General features: G+C 63.0%; 20 protein-coding genes. 10 read left to right on the top strand and 10 right to left on the bottom strand.

Annotated elements, in window-relative coordinates; all coding sequences use genetic code 11:
• Positions 1–22: 22 nt before the first annotated feature.
• Entirely contained in the window at positions 23–1,012 is a 990-nt protein-coding gene (locus tag M2267_RS23770; protein WP_429117672.1) for a sodium-dependent bicarbonate transport family permease, read from the bottom strand.
• 509 nt (positions 1,013–1,521) lie between these two features.
• Here M2267_RS23770 and M2267_RS23765 point away from each other — a divergent pair.
• The 3 genes from M2267_RS23765 to M2267_RS23755 all read left to right on the top strand — a co-directional run bounded on the left by M2267_RS23765 (position 1,522) and on the right by M2267_RS23755 (position 3,249).
• Positions 1,522–2,532 carry a serine hydrolase domain-containing protein gene (locus M2267_RS23765; protein ID WP_429117671.1) on the top strand — a complete coding sequence of 337 codons (1,011 nt, stop codon included), beginning with the start codon at positions 1,522–1,524 and terminating at the stop codon, positions 2,530–2,532.
• A gap of 49 nt (positions 2,533–2,581) precedes the next feature.
• Positions 2,582–2,821, top strand: coding sequence for a L,D-transpeptidase (locus M2267_RS23760; protein ID WP_402322533.1), 240 nt, complete (start codon positions 2,582–2,584; stop codon positions 2,819–2,821).
• Positions 2,822–2,943: 122 nt separating this feature from the next.
• Positions 2,944–3,249, top strand: a complete 306-nt coding sequence (locus tag M2267_RS23755) for a hypothetical protein (protein WP_043612527.1) — start codon at positions 2,944–2,946, stop codon at positions 3,247–3,249.
• Positions 3,250–3,423: 174 nt separating this feature from the next.
• Here M2267_RS23755 and M2267_RS23750 read toward each other — a convergent pair whose 3' ends face one another.
• A complete protein-coding gene (locus M2267_RS23750; protein ID WP_429117668.1) occupies positions 3,424–5,472 on the bottom strand; it encodes a bifunctional aldolase/short-chain dehydrogenase in 2,049 nt (682 codons plus the stop codon).
• Positions 5,473–5,844: 372 nt separating this feature from the next.
• Here M2267_RS23750 and M2267_RS23745 point away from each other — a divergent pair, with 372 nt between their 5' ends.
• Positions 5,845–6,828: a sugar-binding transcriptional regulator gene (locus M2267_RS23745; protein WP_245281582.1), complete on the top strand. Its 984-nt coding sequence runs from the start codon at positions 5,845–5,847 to the stop codon at positions 6,826–6,828.
• A 37-nt stretch (positions 6,829–6,865) separates the two neighbouring features.
• Here the strand turns inward: M2267_RS23745 and M2267_RS23740 are convergent, their stop codons facing one another.
• The 7 genes from M2267_RS23740 to M2267_RS23710 all read right to left on the bottom strand — a co-directional run bounded on the left by M2267_RS23740 (position 6,866) and on the right by M2267_RS23710 (position 14,905).
• Positions 6,866–7,813, bottom strand: coding sequence for a carbohydrate kinase family protein (locus M2267_RS23740; protein WP_043612539.1), 948 nt, complete (start codon positions 7,811–7,813; stop codon positions 6,866–6,868).
• Between the two features lie 81 nt (positions 7,814–7,894).
• Complete coding sequence (locus M2267_RS23735; protein ID WP_246764837.1) at positions 7,895–8,854, bottom strand: ABC transporter permease; 960 nt, start codon at positions 8,852–8,854, stop codon at positions 7,895–7,897.
• Between the two features lie 74 nt (positions 8,855–8,928).
• Positions 8,929–10,497 carry a sugar ABC transporter ATP-binding protein gene (locus M2267_RS23730; protein ID WP_052201611.1) on the bottom strand — a complete coding sequence of 523 codons (1,569 nt, stop codon included), beginning with the start codon at positions 10,495–10,497 and terminating at the stop codon, positions 8,929–8,931.
• Positions 10,498–10,581: 84 nt separating this feature from the next.
• Complete coding sequence (locus M2267_RS23725) at positions 10,582–11,583, bottom strand: substrate-binding domain-containing protein (RefSeq protein WP_043612541.1); 1,002 nt, start codon at positions 11,581–11,583, stop codon at positions 10,582–10,584.
• A 76-nt stretch (positions 11,584–11,659) separates the two neighbouring features.
• Positions 11,660–12,634 carry an ABC transporter permease gene (locus tag M2267_RS23720; RefSeq protein WP_429117797.1) on the bottom strand — a complete coding sequence of 325 codons (975 nt, stop codon included), beginning with the start codon at positions 12,632–12,634 and terminating at the stop codon, positions 11,660–11,662.
• 376 nt (positions 12,635–13,010) lie between these two features.
• Positions 13,011–13,703, bottom strand: coding sequence for an alpha/beta fold hydrolase (locus tag M2267_RS23715; RefSeq protein WP_429117794.1), 693 nt, complete (start codon positions 13,701–13,703; stop codon positions 13,011–13,013).
• A 152-nt stretch (positions 13,704–13,855) separates the two neighbouring features.
• Complete coding sequence (locus tag M2267_RS23710; protein WP_429117662.1) at positions 13,856–14,905, bottom strand: alpha/beta hydrolase; 1,050 nt, start codon at positions 14,903–14,905, stop codon at positions 13,856–13,858.
• 165 nt (positions 14,906–15,070) lie between these two features.
• Here M2267_RS23710 and M2267_RS23705 point away from each other — a divergent pair, with 165 nt between their 5' ends.
• The 5 genes from M2267_RS23705 (at position 15,071) to M2267_RS23685 (ending at position 18,668) form a co-directional block, all read left to right on the top strand.
• Positions 15,071–16,012, top strand: a complete 942-nt coding sequence (locus M2267_RS23705) for a LysR family transcriptional regulator (RefSeq protein WP_429117659.1) — start codon at positions 15,071–15,073, stop codon at positions 16,010–16,012.
• A gap of 405 nt (positions 16,013–16,417) precedes the next feature.
• A complete protein-coding gene (locus M2267_RS23700; RefSeq protein WP_429117656.1) occupies positions 16,418–16,909 on the top strand; it encodes a carboxymuconolactone decarboxylase family protein in 492 nt (163 codons plus the stop codon).
• Positions 16,906–17,265: an Atu4866 domain-containing protein gene (locus M2267_RS23695; RefSeq protein WP_429117653.1), complete on the top strand. Its 360-nt coding sequence runs from the start codon at positions 16,906–16,908 to the stop codon at positions 17,263–17,265. The genes M2267_RS23700 and M2267_RS23695 overlap by 4 nt, the downstream gene beginning before the upstream one ends.
• A 137-nt stretch (positions 17,266–17,402) precedes the next feature.
• A complete protein-coding gene (locus M2267_RS23690) occupies positions 17,403–17,693 on the top strand; it encodes a hypothetical protein (protein ID WP_429117651.1) in 291 nt (96 codons plus the stop codon).
• Positions 17,694–17,777: 84 nt separating this feature from the next.
• Positions 17,778–18,668, top strand: a complete 891-nt coding sequence (locus M2267_RS23685; RefSeq protein WP_429117648.1) for a LysR family transcriptional regulator — start codon at positions 17,778–17,780, stop codon at positions 18,666–18,668.
• Positions 18,669–18,722: 54 nt separating this feature from the next.
• Here M2267_RS23685 and M2267_RS23680 read toward each other — a convergent pair whose 3' ends face one another.
• A complete protein-coding gene (locus M2267_RS23680) occupies positions 18,723–19,625 on the bottom strand; it encodes a LysR family transcriptional regulator (protein WP_429117646.1) in 903 nt (300 codons plus the stop codon).
• 110 nt (positions 19,626–19,735) lie between these two features.
• On the opposite strand from M2267_RS23680, the gene M2267_RS23675 reads away from it, so the two are divergent.
• Complete coding sequence (locus tag M2267_RS23675; RefSeq protein ID WP_429117644.1) at positions 19,736–20,473, top strand: SDR family oxidoreductase; 738 nt, start codon at positions 19,736–19,738, stop codon at positions 20,471–20,473.
• Positions 20,474–20,510 lie beyond the last annotated feature (37 nt).

Raw genomic sequence — 20,510 nt, 5'->3', positions numbered from 1 at the left:
GCAATCTTCGGATTGTCGCCGGCTAAGGGGCAAGAAGACCGGCCAGTGAAATGTAGAGCGGCACGCCAATCAGCAGGTTGAGCGGGAATGTGACGCCGAGCGCCATGGTGAGATAGATCTCGGGCCTGGCTTCCGGTGCGGCCATGCGCATCGCCGCGGGCGCGGCAATATAGGAGGCGCTCGCAGCCAGTGTCGTCAACAATGCGGCGTTGCCATGCGACAGGCCGAGGGCCAGTGCCGACAGAAGAACAAAGGCAGCCGAAAGCGCCGGCATCCAGGCCGCAAACAGCATCAGCGGCCAGGTGAGTTTGCGCCAACCGGTGCGAAGCCCCTGCCCCGCCACGGCTCCGAGATCGAGGAGAAAGAGGCAAAGAACGCCCCTGAAAGGATCGACCAGGAAGCCGGACACGTCGGCGAGCCCTTCCTTTCCCGTCACCGCGCCGATGGCGAAGGCGCCGAGCAGAACGACGATCGTCACGTTGAAGAATACCTCTTGCATGACCGTGCGATTGGCACGCTTGGCGCTGGCTTGTCCGCCAGCACCCGCCCGTTGCAAGAGATAGACGGCGCTGATGATGGCCGGCGCTTCCATCGCGGCCGCAACCGCCACCATGGTGGCGCTGAATTCGATGCCAGATCGGGTCAGGGCATCGGTCGCGGCCGTGAATGTGACAATGGAGATCGAGCCGTAATGCGCAGCGATTGCTGCCCGATCGGTCGCCGGCAGGGGCGATACCAATCCGAGAAGACGAAAGGCGGCAAAGGGCGTCGCCCCGGATAGAACCACCCCGACGAGCAGACACAGGAGCACTTCGGTGGAGAGGGCATCCATCGCGACCGCCGCTCCCCCCTTGAAGCCGATCGCCAGCATCAGGTAGATCGCGATCATCTTTGAAACGCCGCTCGGCAGAGCGATCGATGCGCCCAGGACAGAGGCGCCAAAGCCGAGACAGAAGAAGAGCACGGGCGCCGAGAGCAGGGTCTGCTCGACGATAGACAGATAAAGGTTCATCGGAAGCCGTCAGGTTGGTGTTCTTAAAAAAAGAAGCGATGCAGACCTCGGTCGCACCGCCTCAAACCTGCAAGGATACGGCGCCTTGCAGTTGCTTCCCTTATCTGCGGATATTGCCGCGGGACTTGTTCGTCTCGTCCCTTCGGCCGGCATTTGTCATAGATGGGTCTCATAGGACAAATTCATTGTCGCTATTGGCAAAATAGATCGAAACTATTGTGTGCGGCCTGGTGGCACGATGCTGGGTTGGGCGAGCGAGGGCGCCGTCGCCCGCCCGATCATGCCAACGAGCGTGCAATCTCGCCGTCCAACGGAGCCGTCCGTGCGATCACTTGTCTTGGCCAAATGTTGACGCAAAGCCGACAAGGCCTTGTCCTCCACGAGACACACCGCGCGAGCGCCCGGCGCATTTCCACCGCGCGGAAGAGCCGGCTCTCGCAGCTCCGAGTGGAATCTCCGCTTCAACAGACACACACGACTGACGTTGGTACAGTTCAACAGGGTCCCATATGCCGTTAGACGAACAAGCACTCGGACAGAAACTGAAGGCAAGTTTTGACGCGGGCGATCTGCCCGGTCTGCATGGCGCAATCGTCGATCTTCGGGACCGCAGGCTCGCCGAAGTCTATTTTCCGGGGGCTGACGAGCGCTGGGGTGAACTTGTCGGCTATCGCGATCATGGCCCCGACACGCTGCACGATCTTCGCTCGATATCCAAATCGGTGGTCGGCTTGCTGTACGGGATCGCTTTGGCCGAAGGCAGAGTTCCTGCACCGGAAGCCCCCCTCTACCCGCACTTCCCGCAATACCCCGATCTCATGCATGAGCCCGGTCGCGACCGGATCCAGATTCGACACGTGCTGTCGATGCAGATGGGGCTCGAATGGGACGAGAGCCTGCCTTACAACGATCCGCGAAACAGCGAGATTGCCATGGAGATGGCGCCCGATCGTTACCGTTTCATCCTCGAGCAGCCGATCCGCGAGGCCCCTGGACGAACATGGAACTATAGCGGTGGCGCTGTGGCACTGCTGGGCAAGCTCATCGAGTATGGAAGCGGCATGACGTTGGACGCCTATGCCGCCCGGAAGCTGTTCGAACCGTTGGGGATCGGCAGATTTGAATGGGTTGCCGGCGACGACGGCGAGCCTTCCGCCGCGTCAGGCCTACGTTTGACATTACCGGATCTTGCGAAGATCGGCCGCCTCGTGGTGGATCGCGGTGTCTATGACGGCCGCCAGATCGTTCCGGCAGAATGGCTCGACGCTTCGTTCAAGCCCGGCGCGACGATCAACGAATTCATCCAGTACGGCTATCTTTGGTACGTCAAGCAATCCGTCGAGTGCGCCGTTGTCATGGGCGTTGGCTATGGCGGTCAAAGGCTGACTGTCGACCGATCCGCCGGTCTTGTCGTCGCCTCGTTCGCAGGTCGTTACAACGACCCGGATAGCTGGCAAACACCGATAAGGGTGCTCTTCGATTTTGCCGTGCCCGAAACACAGCGATTGCTTTCAACGTAACCGCGGGTCGATACCGCGAAATGTCATGGGCTGCCATCCGACGGATGACATGAAAAGGGACGTTCAAGGATTGCCGCAGCGGATTGCGCCGGGAGCGGACAATCCCCTCGGCGCGCGGGCGCTCTATCTGTTTCAGAATGGCAAGGACACGCTCTACCGCATCCATGGCACGTCCGAGCCCTGGACCATCGGAACCGAAGCATCCTCGGGCTGCATCCGCATGCTCAACGAAGATGTCATCGAGCTCTATGGGAAAGTCTCAAAGGGCGCGACCGTGGTCGTCCTCTAGATGCGTGAAGGACAGCGGTCAGGGTTCGTTGTTCTCATCCCCTCGCCCCACGCAAACTATGAGTTGACCGTTTTCAGCGCCGAGGCGACACTTGTCAGGTGCAGCAAGGCAGGAGGTAAATGATGGCTGAGGCGGACCACTGGCGTCATATGGCAAGCGCTCCGAAAAACGGGAGCCGGATCCTCGTCACGATCCGGCCGTCCGAGCAGGGCGCCGCGGAAGTCGATCTCGCCTATTGGTCGAAAGGTGATCAGTTCGGGACTGAAGGCTGGCGCGCCTCCGATTCCTCGCCCGGCCGCATCATCGAGTATCCCGAGCCTGAGTTGAAGTGTTGGATGCCGATGCCCACGGCCAATCTCGATCGCGCTGCGATGCCGTTGCCTTGGGAAGGCGAGGACGAGCAGGAACTGGACGGCTCCGGGATCTAGGAGCGCCTGCGCCGGATCGTTGGCTGAGCCCTGCTTGTCAGCGGCGGCATAGGTTGTTGCGTGGCAGATTGCTTTCGCTACGGCGACACCACTGTCGGCCGCAGATCGTGCCGATGTGTTTCATTTCGTTGGGCACGGCCGCGGTGGTTCTCACCGCGGCCGCCCATTATCCTTCTATCGCATCATCGCCGCGACATTGCCGCCGTCGACGGTGATGACCGCGCCTGTGCTTGTGCGCGCCTTGGCAAGGTGCACGAAGGCTTCGGCCACATCCTTGGCGGCGACTTCGCGGTGGACGAGGTTGCCGCGCATGTAGGCTTCCGGCGTGATGCCGCGGGCGCGGCTGCGCTCCTCGACCATCTGGTCGGTCATGAGGCCGGTGCGGATACGATCGGCGTTGACGGCGTTCGAGGTGATGCCGTCCGCACCGTGTTCGACGGCGTATTGCCGCATCAGTGCCATCAGCGCCGCCTTCGACGTGCCGTAGGGACCGAAATCGGGGCCGGGATTGACCGCCTGCTTGGAGACGTTGAACACCAGTGCGCCGCCGGTGCGTTGCGCCTTCATCACCCTGGTTGCTGCCCGGGCGATGTAATGGTGTCCCCAGAAGTTGAGGGCGAAGGCCTTCTCGAAGAGTTCGTCGGCAACCTCGATCATGGCGCCCTGGAAGGCGGCACCCGCGTTCGAAATGACGATGTCGATACCGCCGAAATGTTCGGCGACGCCGGCGATAGCGGCGTCAACGGCCTGAGGATTGGTCACGTCGCAGGCGACGCCAAGCCCTCCGAGCCGGGCGGCCTCCTTCTTGACCGTCGCTTCGGCAAGATCGACGAGGGCGATTTCCGCACCTTCCGCGCGCAGCGCCTCGGCAATCGCAAGGCCAAGGCCGCCGGCCCCGCCGGTCACCACCGCAACCTGCCGGCTGAGCGGCTTCTCCACCTGTTTCGTCAGTTTGACCTGCTCGAGCGACCAGTATTCGATGTCGAAGAGATCCTGTTCCGACAGCGCTTCGAAGCTCTCGATTCCTTCAGCATTACGGATGACGTTGATCGTGGCTTCCGCGACATCGGCGCCGACGCGTGCGGCCTTCTTGCTGGGGCCCGCCGCAAAGAGGCCGACGCCGGCGACGTAGAAGACGCGGGGCATCGGGTCGAGCATCTTCTTGTTGCCACCGACGCGCGCGTTGTTGCGCTCGAAATAGGCGCGGTATTCGGCGACGTAGTCGGCCACGGCCGTGCGCACCGTCTCCGCCCAGGCGGCCATTTCGCCTGCAACCGGCGCCGGCAGGACCAGCCCGAAGCGCTTGATGTGGATGACATGCTCCGGCGTCGCGTTGCCGCGGCGCGCGAGATCGCCGGCATTCTGCGCATTGCAGAACGCAAGCACCGCGTCGCTTGCCCGGTGCTCCAGCACGAAGCGTTTCGGGCAGCCTTCGACGCCGGTGTCGATCGCGATGGCGCCGCGCAGGACCGGCGCAATTTCCGCGGCCGTTGCAAGCGCCGTTGGCTGCTTCACCTGGACGAACGGACGCGGATTGCCTTCGGCAATGCGGCGTTCGGCCCGGTCGATTGCGGCGATCATCTTCTCGTAGGATTCGCGCGGGTCTTCCGACCAGGTGAAGATGCCGTGCTTCAGCAGGATCATGCCGTCGGCGGTCGGATCGGCGCGGAAAGCCTCATCGCAGGCTTTGGCAAGATCGAAGCCGGGCATGACATAGGGAACGATGATCGCCTTGGGGAAGAGTTCGCGCACGATTTCTTCGCCGTGCGGCTGGTTTGTCAGCGACACGATCGCGTTGGCATGGGTGTGGTCGATGTGCTTGAACGGCAGGTTGGCATGCAAGATCGCTTCGACCGACGGATTGGGCGCTGCCGGATCGAGCAGCAAGCGGCGCTGCAGCATGACCATGTCGTCGTCGCTGAGCGTCTGGAAACCGACCATTGCCTGGAGCGGTTGCAGGCGGACGGCGGGCAGGCCTGCCGGTTCGATCGTGCCCATGTCCCAGCCGCTTCCCTTGACGCAAAGAACCGGAATCTCAGAGCCGTCGAGGTCGGTGAAAACGGTCTTTACCGACGTGTTTCCACCGCCATGCAGCACCAGTTCCGGGTCGGATCCGAGCAGGCGCGTGGTGTAGGTGCGGATCGCCAGATCACGGTTGACGCCGTTGCGGACGTAGGCGTCGACGACATCGGCATATTCGGTTTCGGACCATCTCGATTTCATGCAAAGGCTCCTCAGCTTCCGGCGGACATCACCTGCGACGGCTCCGGACAAAAATGACATGGCGGGACCGCGCCCGCCGAGCCGTGGAAGGCTGGCAGGAAAGGCCGCTTGGGAAATTTGGGATCGGCGTCTGGCGCGGGCCGCGTCGAAGAAGGCGCGGATCCGATCCTGTCTGCCGCAGTCTCGCCTGCCCATGTGGCCGCATTCATGGCCGCGTGCTCAAGCGCGATTCCGTTCTCGATCGCCCGTTACAACGGGGCATAAACAAATGACAACATCATGTGTCAAATGTCAATTGAGCGTTCGAATTTGTTTGACGGCGGCCTCATTTCCGGTTTGAGGTGGCGCAAACAGTATCAGGCGGAGTGACGGATGGCGGAGAGCGCACGGGCAAGTTGGATGATCGGCGAAGGCAAGTCGTTGCCGCCCGAGTTCGATGACGGGGTCGTTTGGGCCGCCTGGCTCTACTACGTTGATCAACTGACCCAGAGCGACATCGCCAAGATCCTCGGCATGTCGCGCGCGACCATCGTCAATTACCTTCAGGAGGCCCGTGAACGCGGCCTCGTTACCATCCGCGTCAACACGGATGTCGGCGGACGCGTGGCCATCGCGCGCAAGCTGAAGGAGAAGTTCGGGCTCGAGGGAGCGCTGGTCATTCCGGCCGGAGAGCCGGCGTCGCTGGTCACGCGCCTCGGTGAGGCCGGCGCCCGCCTGCTTGCCGACATGATCAAGCAAGGCGACACGATCGGCGTTGCCTGGGGACGGACAGTGCTTGCCGTCGCCGACCAGATCTCGCTGGCCGAACCGCTCGATGGGCTCACTGTCGTCCAGGTCTCGGGCAGCTCGATCGCCAATCCCGAGTTCTCGCCGGAGTTCTGCACCTCGCTGATGTCCCAGCGCATTCACGCACGCTGCGTCAACCTTTTGGCGCCGGCGTTGCTGTCGACGCCGGAACTCAAGCGCTGGCTGCTTTCGGAACCTGTGCTCGTCAAGCAGTTCGAGCTTATTCACTCCACCAACATCCTGGTCTTCGGCGTCGGCGATATCGGCCCTGACACGCTGATCCGCTCTGCCAATGTCGCAAGCCAGGAGGACTTCGATTCCTACCAGGCGCACGGCGCCGTCGCGGTGCTGATCTGCCGTTTCATCGACGAGGCGGGCCGACAGGTGAGCGGTGAACTCGACGATCGCATGGTGGGTATCGAGCTCGACGAACTCGTGCGGATCCCGAGCCGCGTCTGTGTCGCCGGCGGTGCGAACAAGGTCACGGCGATCCGCGCGACGATGAATGGCGGCTACGCCACCCACCTCGTCACCGACATCGAAACCGCCGAGATGCTGCTGGCCGAATAGGCCCAGGGCGCTCCGACAGGAGCGCCCCGCCAGCCTATCAGTTCACCTTGACGCGCGCCGTGCGCATGAATGCCTGCGTCGCCTCGAAGGAGGTGATGCCGGCATCCGAGCCGAGACCGGTCGCCACCAGCGCGGCCGAGGCCTGCGCGAACTTCAGCGACGTCTCCGTGTCCATCTTGTGGTGCAGGCCGGCGATGAAGCCGGCGTTGAAGGCATCGCCGCAGCCTGTCGTATCGACGACGTCGATCTCGAAGGCGGGCAGTTTCACGCTCTTTCGGTCCGGATCCATGAAGTAGACGCCGTCGCCGCCGAGTGTGAAGACGCAGTGTTTCACACCGAGGTCGCAGAAGAAGAGCGCCGCATCCTCGGCAGTTTTCCGCCCGGAGATCAGCATGGCTTCCTCCACCGAGGGCATGAAGTAGTCGATATAGGGGAAGAGCGGGCGGATGAGGGAGAGCGTCTTCTCGCTGGCACCGAGCAGATCGAAGGTGACGGTGCGGCCCTTGGCCTTGGCCGCTTCGAGAAGCACGCGGCTCGGCTCGCCGTCGAGGCGGTCGAGCAGGCCCGTGCCGCCAAGATGAACGATCGGCGCCTCCGTTACGCGATCGAGTGCTTCAGCTGCGATCTCGAAATGGCCGGACGCGCCGCGGACGTGAAGCGCCGGCCGTTCGCCGTTGCGGCGGATGTTGAGGATCGTGGCGGACGTCGGGACGCCCGGGATCTGCTGCATCTCCGCGGTGTCGACGCCGAAGCGCTGCAGGGTCGAAAGCACGAAATCGGCCTTCTCGTCGTCGCCGACGGCGCCAACCGCAAGGCAGTTGAGACCGAGCTTTGCAAGGTCGACCACTGTGCCGCCGGCGGTACCGGCAACCGTCAGCCGGATCTCGTCGATGAACTCGACATTGCCGCCCTCGGGAATGCGGTCGACCGGGCGACCGAGGATGTCGAGAATGTAAAGTCCGATGACCGAAACATCGTGCGCCATGCACTCAAACCTTTCTCAAAGAAACAGGGGTGTCGAAAGACACCGGCCCCGACCGCGGCTTGGCGGCCTTAACGCCGGCCGTCAGGATTGTCTGCCGCGGATCGAGAAGATCCCGCCGGCGAGAATGATGAAGATGCCGACGATGACGAGCTGCCAGGTGCTCGGGATGCCGACAAGAATGAGGACGTTGCTGACCAGCGTGATGAGAACAACGCCCAGAAGCGTGCCGATGACACTGCCGGAGCCGCCGGTGATGCGCGCGCCGCCGAGAACGACCGCGGCAATGATTTCGAGTTCGGCACCCGCGAGATCGAACGGGTTCGCCAGGCGGTTGCTGGAGACGTGAATGATCCCGGCGATGCCGGCGAGAAGTCCGGCATAGGCAAAGACAAAGATGCGGACCGTGCGCAGATTGTAGCCTAGACGCTCGGCCACGCCGGCATTGCCGCCGACGGCATAGACCGCCCTGCCGATCAGGGTGCGCTCGAGGATCCACCAGGTGACGATCGCGGCGACCGCAAGGATCAGCACGAAGGCAGGCAGTGTCGAGGTCGAGCCGTTGGCACTGTGGTGGGTGAAGAGCGCAAGCTTTCCGAAGGCGTCCATTGCCGCGGGAATGTTCATGAACAGCGCCGTGCCGACAAAGGTGAGCAGGAAGCTGCGAATGACATATTGCGTGCCGATCGTCACGATCAGCGACGGCGCCTTGAGTGCATGAACGAGAACGCCGTTGAGCGCGCCGAAACAGGCACCGCCGACAGCGCCGAGCGCAAGGATCGCCACGATCGGCATGTCGGGCACCACGTTCACGACCAGCATGGTGACGGCGTACATGACGAAGGCGGCGATCGCCGTGAACGAGACGTCGATGCCACCGGAGGCCAGCACGACGAGCACGCCGAGCGCAAAGAGGCCACGCACGACGGACGCGCGCAGGATGTCGAAAAGGTTCGATACCTGCCAGAAGTCCGTGTTGATCGCGCCGACGACGAGCGAGACGGCGACGATCAGGATCAGCGTGAAGGCCGGCGGATGCCGCATGAGCCACGCCCAGATGCCGGCAACCGCGCCAGCGCTTTCAGACCGGGGTGCTGGCGAGGAAAAGGTGGTTTCGGTCATTGAAGCCTCGCAATGGTATCGTCCGTCAGCGCACGCGAGAGGACGTCTTCGGCCAGCCCTTCGGCGGCAAAGGTTTTGACGACGCGACCTTTGCGCATGACCATGATGCGGTCGCAGTTCTGCAGCAATTCGGGCAGGTCGTCGCTGATGATGATGACGCCCATGCCGTCGCCAGCGAGCCGCTGGATGATCCGATAGATCGTGTCCTTGGAGCCCACGTCGACGCCGACGGTCGGGCCGTGCAGGATCAGGAGTTTCGGCTCGATCGTCAGCCAGCGCCCGATCAGCACGCGCTGCTGGTTGCCGCCGGATAGCGACTGCACCGGCTTGTCGACGCCGGCCGAGACGACCTGGAGATCGTCGACCGTGCGCTCGGCAAGCGCACGGCTGCGGCGCCGGTCGACGATACCGAGGGCATTGCGCAGCCGGTCGAGGACCGGAACCACGATATTGTCCTTGATCGATTGCGAGAGGAACAACCCCTCCGAGAGCCGGTCCTCGGGAACGTAGCCGATCCCCGAAGCAATGGCGTCGGCGGGTTTGCCAAGGCGGATCTCGTCGCCCTCGAGAAAAATGCCGCCGCCGTCAGCCGGCGAAACGCCGGCGAGCGCAAGCGCCAGTTCGTTGCGCCCGGAATCAAGCAGCCCGGTAATGCCGACGATTTCGCCCTTGCGCAGCGACAGGGACACGTCGGCGAAAAAGCCGCTCCGCGAGAGCTTTTCGACATTGAGCAACTTCTCGCCGAGCGTGACGGCAGAGCGCTGGCGCGTATCGTCCAGCACCTTGCCGGTCATCCAGAAGGCCAGATCGGTCTTCGAATGGCCTTCGACATCGCATTCGGCGACCTTCTGGCCGTCGCGCATGATGATCGCCCGCCCGCCGAGCGATTTGCACTCGTCGAGCTTGTGGGTGACGAACAGGACGGCCACGCCCTTGGCGCGCAGGCGATCGACGACGCCGATGAGATTGTCGACCTCGTGTTTGGTCAGCGCCGTCGTCGGCTCGTCCATGATGACGAGGCGGGCATCGGAGGCGATCGCGCGGGCAATGGCGATCAACTGCCGCGTCGCCATCGGCAACTCGTCCGTGCGCGTCGAAAGAAAGGCCCTGCTCGCGGGCAGGCCGACGGCCGCAAGGGCGCGCTCGGCGGTCGCCCGCATCTTCGGTATGTCGAGCCGCCGCGCAAGCTTGCCCGACGAGGATACGAGCTGCTGCGTCAGGCCGATGTTCTCGGCGACGGAGAGATTGGGGAGCAGCGAGAAATCCTGATAGACCGTTTCGATGCCGGCAGCGAGGGCGGCGACCGGCGTCAGTCCGGTGACCGTCTTGCCGTCGATTAGGAGTTCGCCTGCATCGGCCCGTTGAGCCCCGGAAATGATCTTGATGAGCGTGCTCTTGCCGCAGCCGTTCTCACCCATCAGGTGATAGATGTTGCCGGCCTCGATCGAAAGGCTGACGCCTTTCAGCGCGCGCACGCCACCGAAGTGCTTCTCGATGTTGCGCACCTCCAGAAACGGGGTCGTGGGCTTGAGATGCGGTTCACCGCCAGTGGGCTGGGGCTGCATGGCTTTGTCCTGATGGGGCATGAGGGCGTTCGAGGGACATGCCGCCGCGCCGGTGGGCGCGACGGCATCGATCGGCTGAACCGATCAGAACGGGTATTTGCTGTAGTTCGACTTGTCGACGTCGACCCAGGCTTCGCCGACAACGATGATGCCGTCACCTGCACCCTTCTTGACCGCAACCTTTTCGTAGCCGGGCACGCCGAGATCCATGCCGTCCTTGATCTCTTCGCCCTTGATGACCATGTCGGCGACCTTGTTCATGACGTAGCCGGCATCCTTCGGATCCCAGAAGCTGATGCCATCCACAGCACCGGACTCCAGATAGGATCCGGTATCCTTCGGCAGGCCGATGCCGAAGACGCAGGTCTTGTCCTGAAGGCCAGCCTCTTCGACGGCGCGGCCGATGCCGATGACGTCGATGGCGGAGCCGCCCTGGAAGCCCTTGATATCAGGATACTTGCGCAGGATCTCGCGGGCTTTCTCATAGGCGCGGTTGGCGTCGTTGAAGGATTCGTTCTTCTCCGAGACCAGTTCCATGTCCGGGTACTTCTTGGCGTTTTCAGCGCCGCCGTCAGCCCACTGCACGTGCGTCAGGCTGCCGAGCGAACCGACGAAGGACGTCCACTTGCCGGACTTGCCCATGCACTCGGCGATCTTTTCGTTGAAGCGGGCGCCGAAAGCCTTGTTTTCGAAGGCTTCGATGTCGACGAGCGTGTTCTTCATGCTGTCGGCTTCGTGGGTCACAACCTTGATGCCGCGCTGGGCGGCACGCTTCAGCACGCCTTCGAGCGACGCTGCATCCATCGGCACGACGGCAATCGCGCTGACCTTCTTGGCGACGAGGTCTTCGATCAGGCGCGCCTGCTGGGCAGCGTCTGCCTTGCCGGGGCCAATCTGGCTCGTGGCAACCGTATCATTGTCGTTGCCGTAGGCGACAACGCCTTCCTCCATGCGGGTAAACCAGTTCTCGCCGGTGACCTTCACGACGGTCACGATGCTCGGCTTCTCCTCGGCAGTGGCCGCTGTTGCGGCCCAGATGGTGCCGAGGGCCACGGTGCAGGCGGCAATTTTACGAAAATCAGGCATAGTTCCTCCCATTGCGCCTTCGAAAGGAAAGAGCTGTGGCGCGCGAAGGCTCGCGCCCGGCCCTGGCGGAAATGGGTTAGCTGCGGGCCGCCCTGAACCAGGCTTTGAGATCGAAGCCGGAGGCGGCGATGAAGACGAGCAGAAGAACGCCCCAGGCGAGATCCCGGAAGAAGTTCGAGATGTTCATGAAGTTGAAGAGGCTGGAGAGCATCTGCAGCGATGTTGCCGAAAGCACGACGCAGATGACCCGCCCATAGCCGCCCTCAGGGCGAACGCCAGCCATGACCGCGATCAGGATCGCGATCAGGACATAGGAGGTGCCGTAGTCCCACTTGACGCTCGAGGTGCGCGCCGCGATGACGATGCCGGCAACCGACGCCAACAGCCCGCAAACCGTATAGGTCAGGAACAGGATGCGCTTTTCCGGGATGCCGGCGTAGCGCGCCGCCTTGGCATTGTTGCCAAGCAGAAGCAGACGTTGGCCGAAGGGCGTGAAACGCAGGATGGCGCCGATCGCAAGTGCGACGACGAGGAACAGAGCGAAGCATTGGGGCACGCTCAGGATCGTGGCATTGCCGAAATCGTCGAGCGGCTCGACATAGCCGATGCTGAGCGCCGAACCGTTGGTGAGAACGATCGCCAACCCCGTGAAGAGCAATTGCGTGCCGAGCGTGGCGATGATCGGCGTCAATCCGACCTTCGCGATCAGGAACCCGTTCAGCATGCCGCCGACAAGGCCGACGCCAAGCGCAAGGCCGATCAGGCTCCAGGTGAAAAGAAGCGGAGCGTCGTCCGCGGAAATCACATCGCGCAGGAAGAAGTAGGCGGCAACCCCGGAGAGATTGGCAAGCGCGATGCCGGAAAGGTCGATGCCGCCATTGCCGGACATCATGGCCAGCATGACGCCAAGCGCGAGGAAACCGAGCTCGGGAACCTGCGACGCCATGGACTGGAAGTTATAGAGCTCAACGAAGCTGGCGCCGACGAGCACCGCACCGGCGACAATCGCGGCAACGTTCACAGTGGCAAGAAAGCCGAGCTGCCGATCCATCTGAAAAGCCACGATGTCCCCTCCCATGCTGGCATCTGTGCAGACGGATATGCTTCCCGGCCCTTCGGTTTCAGGCTCCTGTCTCCCCTGAAACCAGCCGGCAGCCGGCGTCCCCTGCACATTTCTGACATTTGCCAGTCATCGGTGTGTTTTGTCAACAGCGTTCTTCGCGCTGTTCTGTTACGTCCACGGGAGGTGAGCGGACGTGGCGAGTTAGTCGGCCGCTTAAGCGGCGTGCGGGCCCCCATCGGAACGTTCATTGGGCACGGCCGCGGCCTGGTGAGAGATCCGCTCGATTGGCAAGAGGAGCAGGCTGGAAATGGAAAAGGTTGAGACCGTGGCCGCTCGAACGGGTGCCTCTTGACTGGCGCGATCGTTAGGCGCCGGTGTTCAATTGATCAAGCCAATCCCGAATGACTGCCGCAACGCGTTGCGGCGCTTCCATCGGAACCATGTGGCCGGTCTCAGCGACGACCTCGAAGCTTGAGCCGACGAGCCCGTGGTGCAGTTCGAGCGCCTCGGCGCGCGATCTCAAGCGATCCTCTTCACCGGCAATGACGAGGCTGGGGCATCCGATCGAAGCCAGGGCATCCCGTTCGTCCTTCCGCTCGACGAGCGACTGGCGGCGAAAGGCGTCGCCTCCCATTCGCTGGCCGGCCGCCTGAATGCGCTCAAGGATATCGGTCCGCCCGGCATTGTCGGGGTGCAGGGACGAGAGGATGGCCAAACGGCTGAGGCCTCTGAATGCCGTGCCGGCCGACTGCCCGGCGACGGCCGCCTTTCGTTGGCGCTCCACGTCGCTGTCGCCGCGCGCGGACGTGGCGATGAGGATAAGAGCGCTCACCCGCTCGGGCGCCTGGCGGACGATTTCCCGTGCGACGTACCCGCCCATGGAGAACCCAACGAGTATGAAGCGATCCGGCGCATCCAGCAGCGCGCGACAGGCCATGGCAGCGATCGAGGCATCCTGCGACAGGTCGGCATAGGTCGCAGGCCCGTAGTCGCCAAGTGCGGGAACAACGTCGCGCCAGAGATCGGCGTCCAGCATGAAGCCGGGAACCAAGAGCATTGCCACCGTCGCCACCTCGCCTTGCATCTGCGCGTAGATTGACCCTATCGGAAGAAAAGGCGGTGGTCGTCAAGCGAGATGCCCGCCTTTGGGCGCTAGCCTGTTGCGCGCTTGGCAACCGTGCGGCGCGAACCGTGCAGTGCCCCTACCCTTCAGTCTGTTTCCAACGATCGGGCCAAGGCCGATTTCCAGGTGGCGATGAAATCCGCCGAAACGCGCGCTTGCGGCACCATCGTATCGAAGCCGTGATAGGCCCCGGGAACCACGGACATTTCGACAGCCACGCCAGCTTCGATGAGACGGGAAGCGAAATGCAGCGATTCCTGTGCGAACAGGTCGAGCGTGCCGACGCCGATCCAGGTGGGCGGCAGGCCGGCAAGATCGAAGGCGCGCGCCGGAACCGCCTCCGCCGGTGCTTCCGCCATCAGCGGCTCGCGCCCGAGGACGGCCGTCCAGCCGAAAGCATTCGACTGCGCGTTCCAGATGAAGGCCCCGACGTGAGCCGGTGGCAAGCGCAGCGCAGTGCGGTCGTCGAGCATCGGATAACGCAACAACTGGAAACGGATCGGCCACTCGCCGCGGTCGCGCGCCCGGAGCGAGACGGCAGCGGCAAGACCGGCACCGGCACTCTCGCCCATCATGGCGATCCGTTTCCGATCGACGCCGAGCTCGGCCGCGGCCTGATGGAGCCAGCCGAGCGTCGCGTATGCATCGTCAAGTCCGGCGGGGAAAGGATGCTCGGGCGCCAGGCGATAGTCGACCGAAACGATGAGGGCACCCAGTTCCGCAGACAGTTGCTGCAGTTCGGGAATGGCCACCTCAGGCTTGCCTACGACCAGTCCGCCACCATGGAGATGCAGGATCGCCGGTTTGTCCGTGCGTTCCGGCGCCGGATCGAGAACGACGATCCTCAGTTTGGAGTTCCCCTCACCGCCCGCGATGAAGCGGTCTTGCGGCTGCACGGCCGGCGGCGACAGCGCCGGCGGGAACGGGGCGCCGCGAACCATCTGGACATTGTCCATGCCAAGGTCGAGCGGCGGGATGTGTTCAAGGATCGGGCGCAGTTCAGGATCGACCAGATCGATGGCCGCGATGGCAGGCGGTCGTTGGAACTCTGACGAGGCGGTCTCAGCGCTTTCGTCGGTGGTGAGCACGGCGATCGGCAGCGACATGGCGGCAAATTCCCTGACATTGAAAGGCATGCGGGTCTCCTGACGGAAATGGTGACGTCTCCGACGGCCGCCAGGACTTGAGGTCGGCAGCGAACTCCGTTCCAAGGCGCGGAACGTGAAAAACATCTGGTTCATGCGGAGAAGGTAGATTATCCCTCTTGCCGGGATAATTATCTAGATTTGGAATTAGAATCCATGACAGTAGATAATAGGATGATTGCCGCTTCGACCGTGGAGCGCCTCCCTCCGGTCGAGGCCGTGGTCATTTTCACCCGCGTTGCGGAAATGGGCAGCTTCACCGCCGCGGCGCGCTCGATGGGCATCCCTCTGGCGACCGTTAGCAAGCGCGTGGCCGAACTGGAGGGGCATCTCGGTGTCAGGCTGATCGCGCGAACGACACGACGTTCGTCTCTTACCGAGCCCGGCAAGCGCTTCCTTGTCCACGGGCGTTTGATCGTCGATGCCCTGCAGCGGGCGACGGACGAAGCCGCCCAAGCGGCCGCAGAACCTTCCGGCAGGCTCCGGCTGTCGATGTCGTCGGTGCTGGTCGAGGCGGGTCTCGGCAAGGTCGTGGCGCGTTTCGCCGCGGCGAACCCGAAACTGCACTGCGAGATCGACGTCTCAGACCGCCATGCCGATCTCGTTGCCGAAGGCTATGACCTCGCCGTGCGCGTCGGCAAGCTCAAGGACTCGTCCCTGATCGGCCGCAAGATCGGCCGCACCGAGGCGTCTATATTTGCGGCACCTGCGCTGGTTGCCACGCACGGCCTGCCGTCGCTCCCCTCCGATCTCAAGGCCTATCCGCTGATCGGCGAGCAGATCCTACCGGGCGAAAGCCAGGTCTGGACACTCCACCATGCAACGCAGAACCCGGTGAAGGTGGAGTTCAGGCCGCGCATGTGCGCCAACAGCGTCCGCGCCATATCCGAGGCCATCGAGGCCGGGATCGGCATCGGCCGCCTACCGACCGTCATCGGCCGCAGAATGGTCGCCGAGGGGAGCGCCATAGAGATATTGCCTGGCTGGGCCGGCCCCGGGCTGGATATTTCGCTGATCTACCCTGCGAGCCGCGGCATGCTGCCCGGTGTCCGCCTGCTGATCGATACGCTGAGCCGCGAGGCTGGGGTGTTTTTGTAGGGGATCTCGAGATCAAAGTGTGGTGTGGTGCCGTCCCAATTGCGCCAAAGATCCCGTGCCCGAAAAAACAAAATGTACCTGTCATAACTGACACGGTTGCGATGGTCGTGCCGTCGAACAGTATTGCGATTGGTTAGCCAGGCTCACCAGTACGGATCGAAATCGGCGTCTTATCGTTCCAGTCCTTCCCGCCTACTTTTGCGTCGATACCGCAACGCAAGACGGAGGAGAACAGGGCAAGGCCCGCTGATTTTCGGCGCTCCAAACGGCAGTGCCTCCCCAATTCAACAGACGCGGACAGGACGCGCCCTTGCCGCGCCTTCCCACCCGGCATCGAACAGCCGGAGGAATGACGACGTTTGCGACCGCTGGACGTCCGCACAGCCCTCTATCGAGGAGAGAAACATGCTTGATCGCATTCAATCGCAATTCGCGGCCGCGGGTGCGGCGGTTTTCCTGGGCCTCTCGCCGGAGGTCGCCTTCGCCCAATCCCTGGAGGAGCGTCGCGAACGCGGCGCTGCCGTCATCCGGACGCTCAACAATGGCGTGACGCAGCCCAACCTGGAACAGATGCGGCAGGAGTTTCCTTTCCTTGCCGATGCGACCGAGGCCTATGCCCTCGGCGACGTCTGGTCTCGCCCGGGACTCGACAACAGGACCCGGCAACTGGCGGCGGTCGCCGCCTTCGCCGCTATGGGACTGACGGACCTGATGAAGGTCCATGCCGGATACGCGCTCAACGTCGGCGTTTCCGAGGATGAGCTCAAGGAAGTCATCTACATGATAACCGTTCCGGCCGGATTTCCGCGGGCCATTGCTGCGTCGCAATCGCTGTCGCAGCTCTTTGCCGAGCGGGGTGATACGGGCAAGGACAAGCCTGCGGGAGTGCGGCCATGAACAATTTCCCCAAACTTGCCGCCGCCACCCTTATTGCCGGTCTGGCGTCCCTCGATGCGCCGATCTCCCGTCAAGCCGTCGCGGAGGACGCCGTGAGCAGCGAAGCGCAGAGCAAGCAAGCAGATCATCCCTATGTCGGCATGTGGGTCACCGAGGACGGGCGGGTCCGGCAGGAACTGCTGCCGAACGGTCGCTATGACGAGGCGCGCGGAAACCGAAAGAGCGCCTATCAGGGGCGCTACGAAGTGACCGGCAATCAGATCGACTACTGGGACGACACCGGCTTCACGGCCGATGGCGCGTTCATCGACGGCGTGCTGCATCACGGCGGCATGGTGTTTTACCGCGAAAGGTGACGACGGAAGGGAGCATGTGAAGACCGTCGTTGCCTGGTACACCTCGATCCTTGATGCCAACTCCGGCTGTCACGTGTCTCCCGCCTCGTCTCTGCAGCCGCCTGTCCGCGGCAATACAATAGACAAGGACCAAACCCATGAAGTTCAACATGCTCGCCCTGGCAGCATCCTGGATGCTGGCGACGGGGACCGCCTTTGCGCAACAGGAGACACCGCCCGCCTGCCCTGCAGCCGGGCCGGACGGGCCGGCGGAGCTGCATAGAAGCTGGATCCTCGAAGGTTGGGAGCGTGCACCCGGGGATCCGGCATTCAAGTTCGCCGACAAGCTCGGACGCTACTACGACCTCGATGGCGAGGGCGTGTTCTACGACGACTTGGCGCCGGAGGGGATTACAGGCGCGGCAGAACTCGGCGGTGACATTGTTTGATACCTTGAAGGTTGTCGATCGGCAGGCCAAGATTGTATCTTCATTCTGCCCAATCATGCCGACACCGGTAATCTGAGCTGTCCAATGGCCGTCGATCTCAATGCCATCTCCGTCTTCATGGCCGTCGCCGAGGCGCGGAGTTTTCGCGCGGCTGCCGAGCACCTGGGCATTACCCGATCAGCAGTAAGCCAATCGCTGCGGCGGCTGGAGGATCGGCTCGGCGTGGCACTCGTGCAGCGGACGACACGCAGCGTCAGCCTCACGGAGGCGGGCGCGCAACTTTACCTGCGCGTGGCTCCGGCCCTCGCAGAGGTCGGCATGGCGCTGGACGCCGCGGCGGACCGGGACATGGCGCCAACCGGGCTGTTGCGGCTGGCGGTGTCCTCGATCGCCGAAAGGTTCATCTCAGGAGCCCTGCTCGCAAGCTTTGCCGAATCCTACCCCACGATCCAGATCGATGTGACCGTCACGGACGAAGAGTTCGACATCGTGGCCCAAGGCTATGATGCCGGGGTGCGGCTTGGCGAGGTCATCGAGCAGGACATGATCGCAGTGCCGGTATCGGCCGAGCAACGCCAGACGGCGGTTGCGGCGCCATCCTATATCGAACGCTTCGGCAGGCCTTTGCTGCCGGCGGACCTCGCCCAGCACCGCTGCATCGGCTGGCGCCCGTCGCCCCAGACCGCACCTTATCGCTGGGAGTTCGGCAAGGATGGCCGCGAGTTCGACGTGGCGGTGAACCCGCAAATCACCACCAACGACATGTCGCTGATGATCCGGACAGCCTGTGCCGGGGGCGGCATAACCTTTGGCATGGAGGAAACCTTCAGGCCCTATGTTTCCTCAGGACAGCTGGTGCCGATTCTCGAAGATTACTTCCCGCCATTCGCGGGCTTTTATCTCTACTTCCCCAATCGACGGAACCTGGCGCCGAAGCTGCGCGCGCTGATTGAGCACGTTCGGTGGCGGCCATAGCGGTGAGCACGGCGATAGGCCGCTGAAAGGCGCTCTGCCTTCGACGCGATATACCTAGGCGACGATCTCGCGCACGAAGTCGAGAAAGACCCGCAATTTGGCGGGCATCAACTCCGAGCGGCGATAATAGGCATGAAGCGGGAAGGTTTCCTCCGCCCAGTCCGGCAGGATCTGGATCAGATCGCCGCCTGCCAATTCGTCCCTGACATAGAGTTCGAGCAGTTGCGCGATGCCGGCGCCGCTGCGGCAGGCGGCAATCAGCGAGCCCGTGTCATTGACCGTGACCCGGCCGCTCGCGGCAAACGGTACGGCTTCGCCCCGGCGCTGAAACTCCCAGGCAAAGGGACGCCCGGTTGCCGGATCGCGGATGAGGACGCACTGGTGTCCATGAAAGAGATCGGCTGGCACTTGCGGTTTGCCATATCTCTCAAGGTATTGCGTCGACGCGCAGGTGAGCACGCGCGTTTCCAGCAAAAGTTCCGCATGTATCGAATGGGCGCCAGGTTCGCCGAAGCGTATGGCGACATCCGTCCCCTCGCCGACAAAATCGCCGATCGAGTCGCGCACGAAGATTTCGACCGAGAGTTCCGGATAGCGCTCGAGAAATTCATTGATCCTTGGGGCGAGTACAAAATGCCCAAAAGTTCCATCGACATTGACCCGCAGCTTGCCGCGCACCTGCGTTTTGGTGCCGCCCGCCATGATTGCCGCCTCCTCGATCGCTGAAAGGAGGGGCGCGACGCGTTCATAAAAGTGCCGTCCCTCGTCCGTCAGCGAGATTGCCCGGGCGCTTCGATTGAAGATCCGTATGCCGATGCGCTCCTCAAGACGCGCGACCGCGCGGCTGACCGCCGGCTGGGTCAGCCCCATTGCCTCGCCGGCCCGGGCAAAGCTGCCGGCCTCGACGACCGCAGTCAGCACACCGATCCCACTGAGCAGGCGCGCATCGAATGTCATGACGCATACTTTCAATCATTGTTGGCCTACAAACTATGCATTTTTTCTTCTCTCACGCCAGACGTATCCTCCTCGCGATCAATAGACGGCACACTTGAAAGGCTTGGAAAATGAGCAACAGCAACAAGGTCGCACTGGTAACCGGAGCGTCGCGAGGCATTGGCGCGGAAATCGCCAAGGGCCTCGCCCGAGACGGCTTCAAGATTGTCGTGAACTATGCGGGGCGTACCGAGGCGGCCAAGGTGGTCGCGGACCAGATCATCGGCAGCGGCGGTGACGCATGCGTTGTCCAGGCGGATGTCAGCGACGCCGGCGCGGTTGCGGCAATGTTCGACACGGCCACGCAAGCCTTCGGCGGCGTGGACGTCGTCGTCAACAGCGCCGGCATCATGAAGCTTGCGCCGGTTGCCGACATTACAGACGACGTCGTGAACGAAACCATCGCGATAAACCTGAAGGGTACGTTCAACGTCTGCCGTGAGGCGGCGAGACGGCTGCGCAACGACGGCCGCATCATCAACGTCTCGTCGAGCGTGATTGGAATGCGGCTGCCGACCTATGGCATCTACATCGCCACCAAGGCGGCGGTCGAAGGTCTTACCCAGGTGCTCGCCCAGGAGATGCGCGGACGCGGCATTCGCGTGAATGCGATCGCCCCCGGGCCGGTTGCAACCGAGCTGTTTCTGAGCGGCAAGAGCCAGGAATTGCTGGACCGGATGGCCAAGATGAACCCCCTCGAACGGCTCGGCGAACCGGACGATATCGCCCGTGTCGTCTCTTTCCTCGCCGGACCGGAAGGCGCGTGGGTCAACGGCCAGGTCATCCGGGCAAATGGCGGCATGTGCTGACCCGCACGCCTCTTCTCACAACCTAGGCTCATTCAAG

It is taken from the genome of Ensifer sp. KUDG1 (assembly GCF_050434285.1).
Classification (GTDB): Bacteria; Pseudomonadota; Alphaproteobacteria; order Rhizobiales; family Rhizobiaceae; genus Ensifer.
Note: the sequence above shows the minus strand (reverse complement) of the source record. Positions and strands in the feature narration are given on the sequence as shown.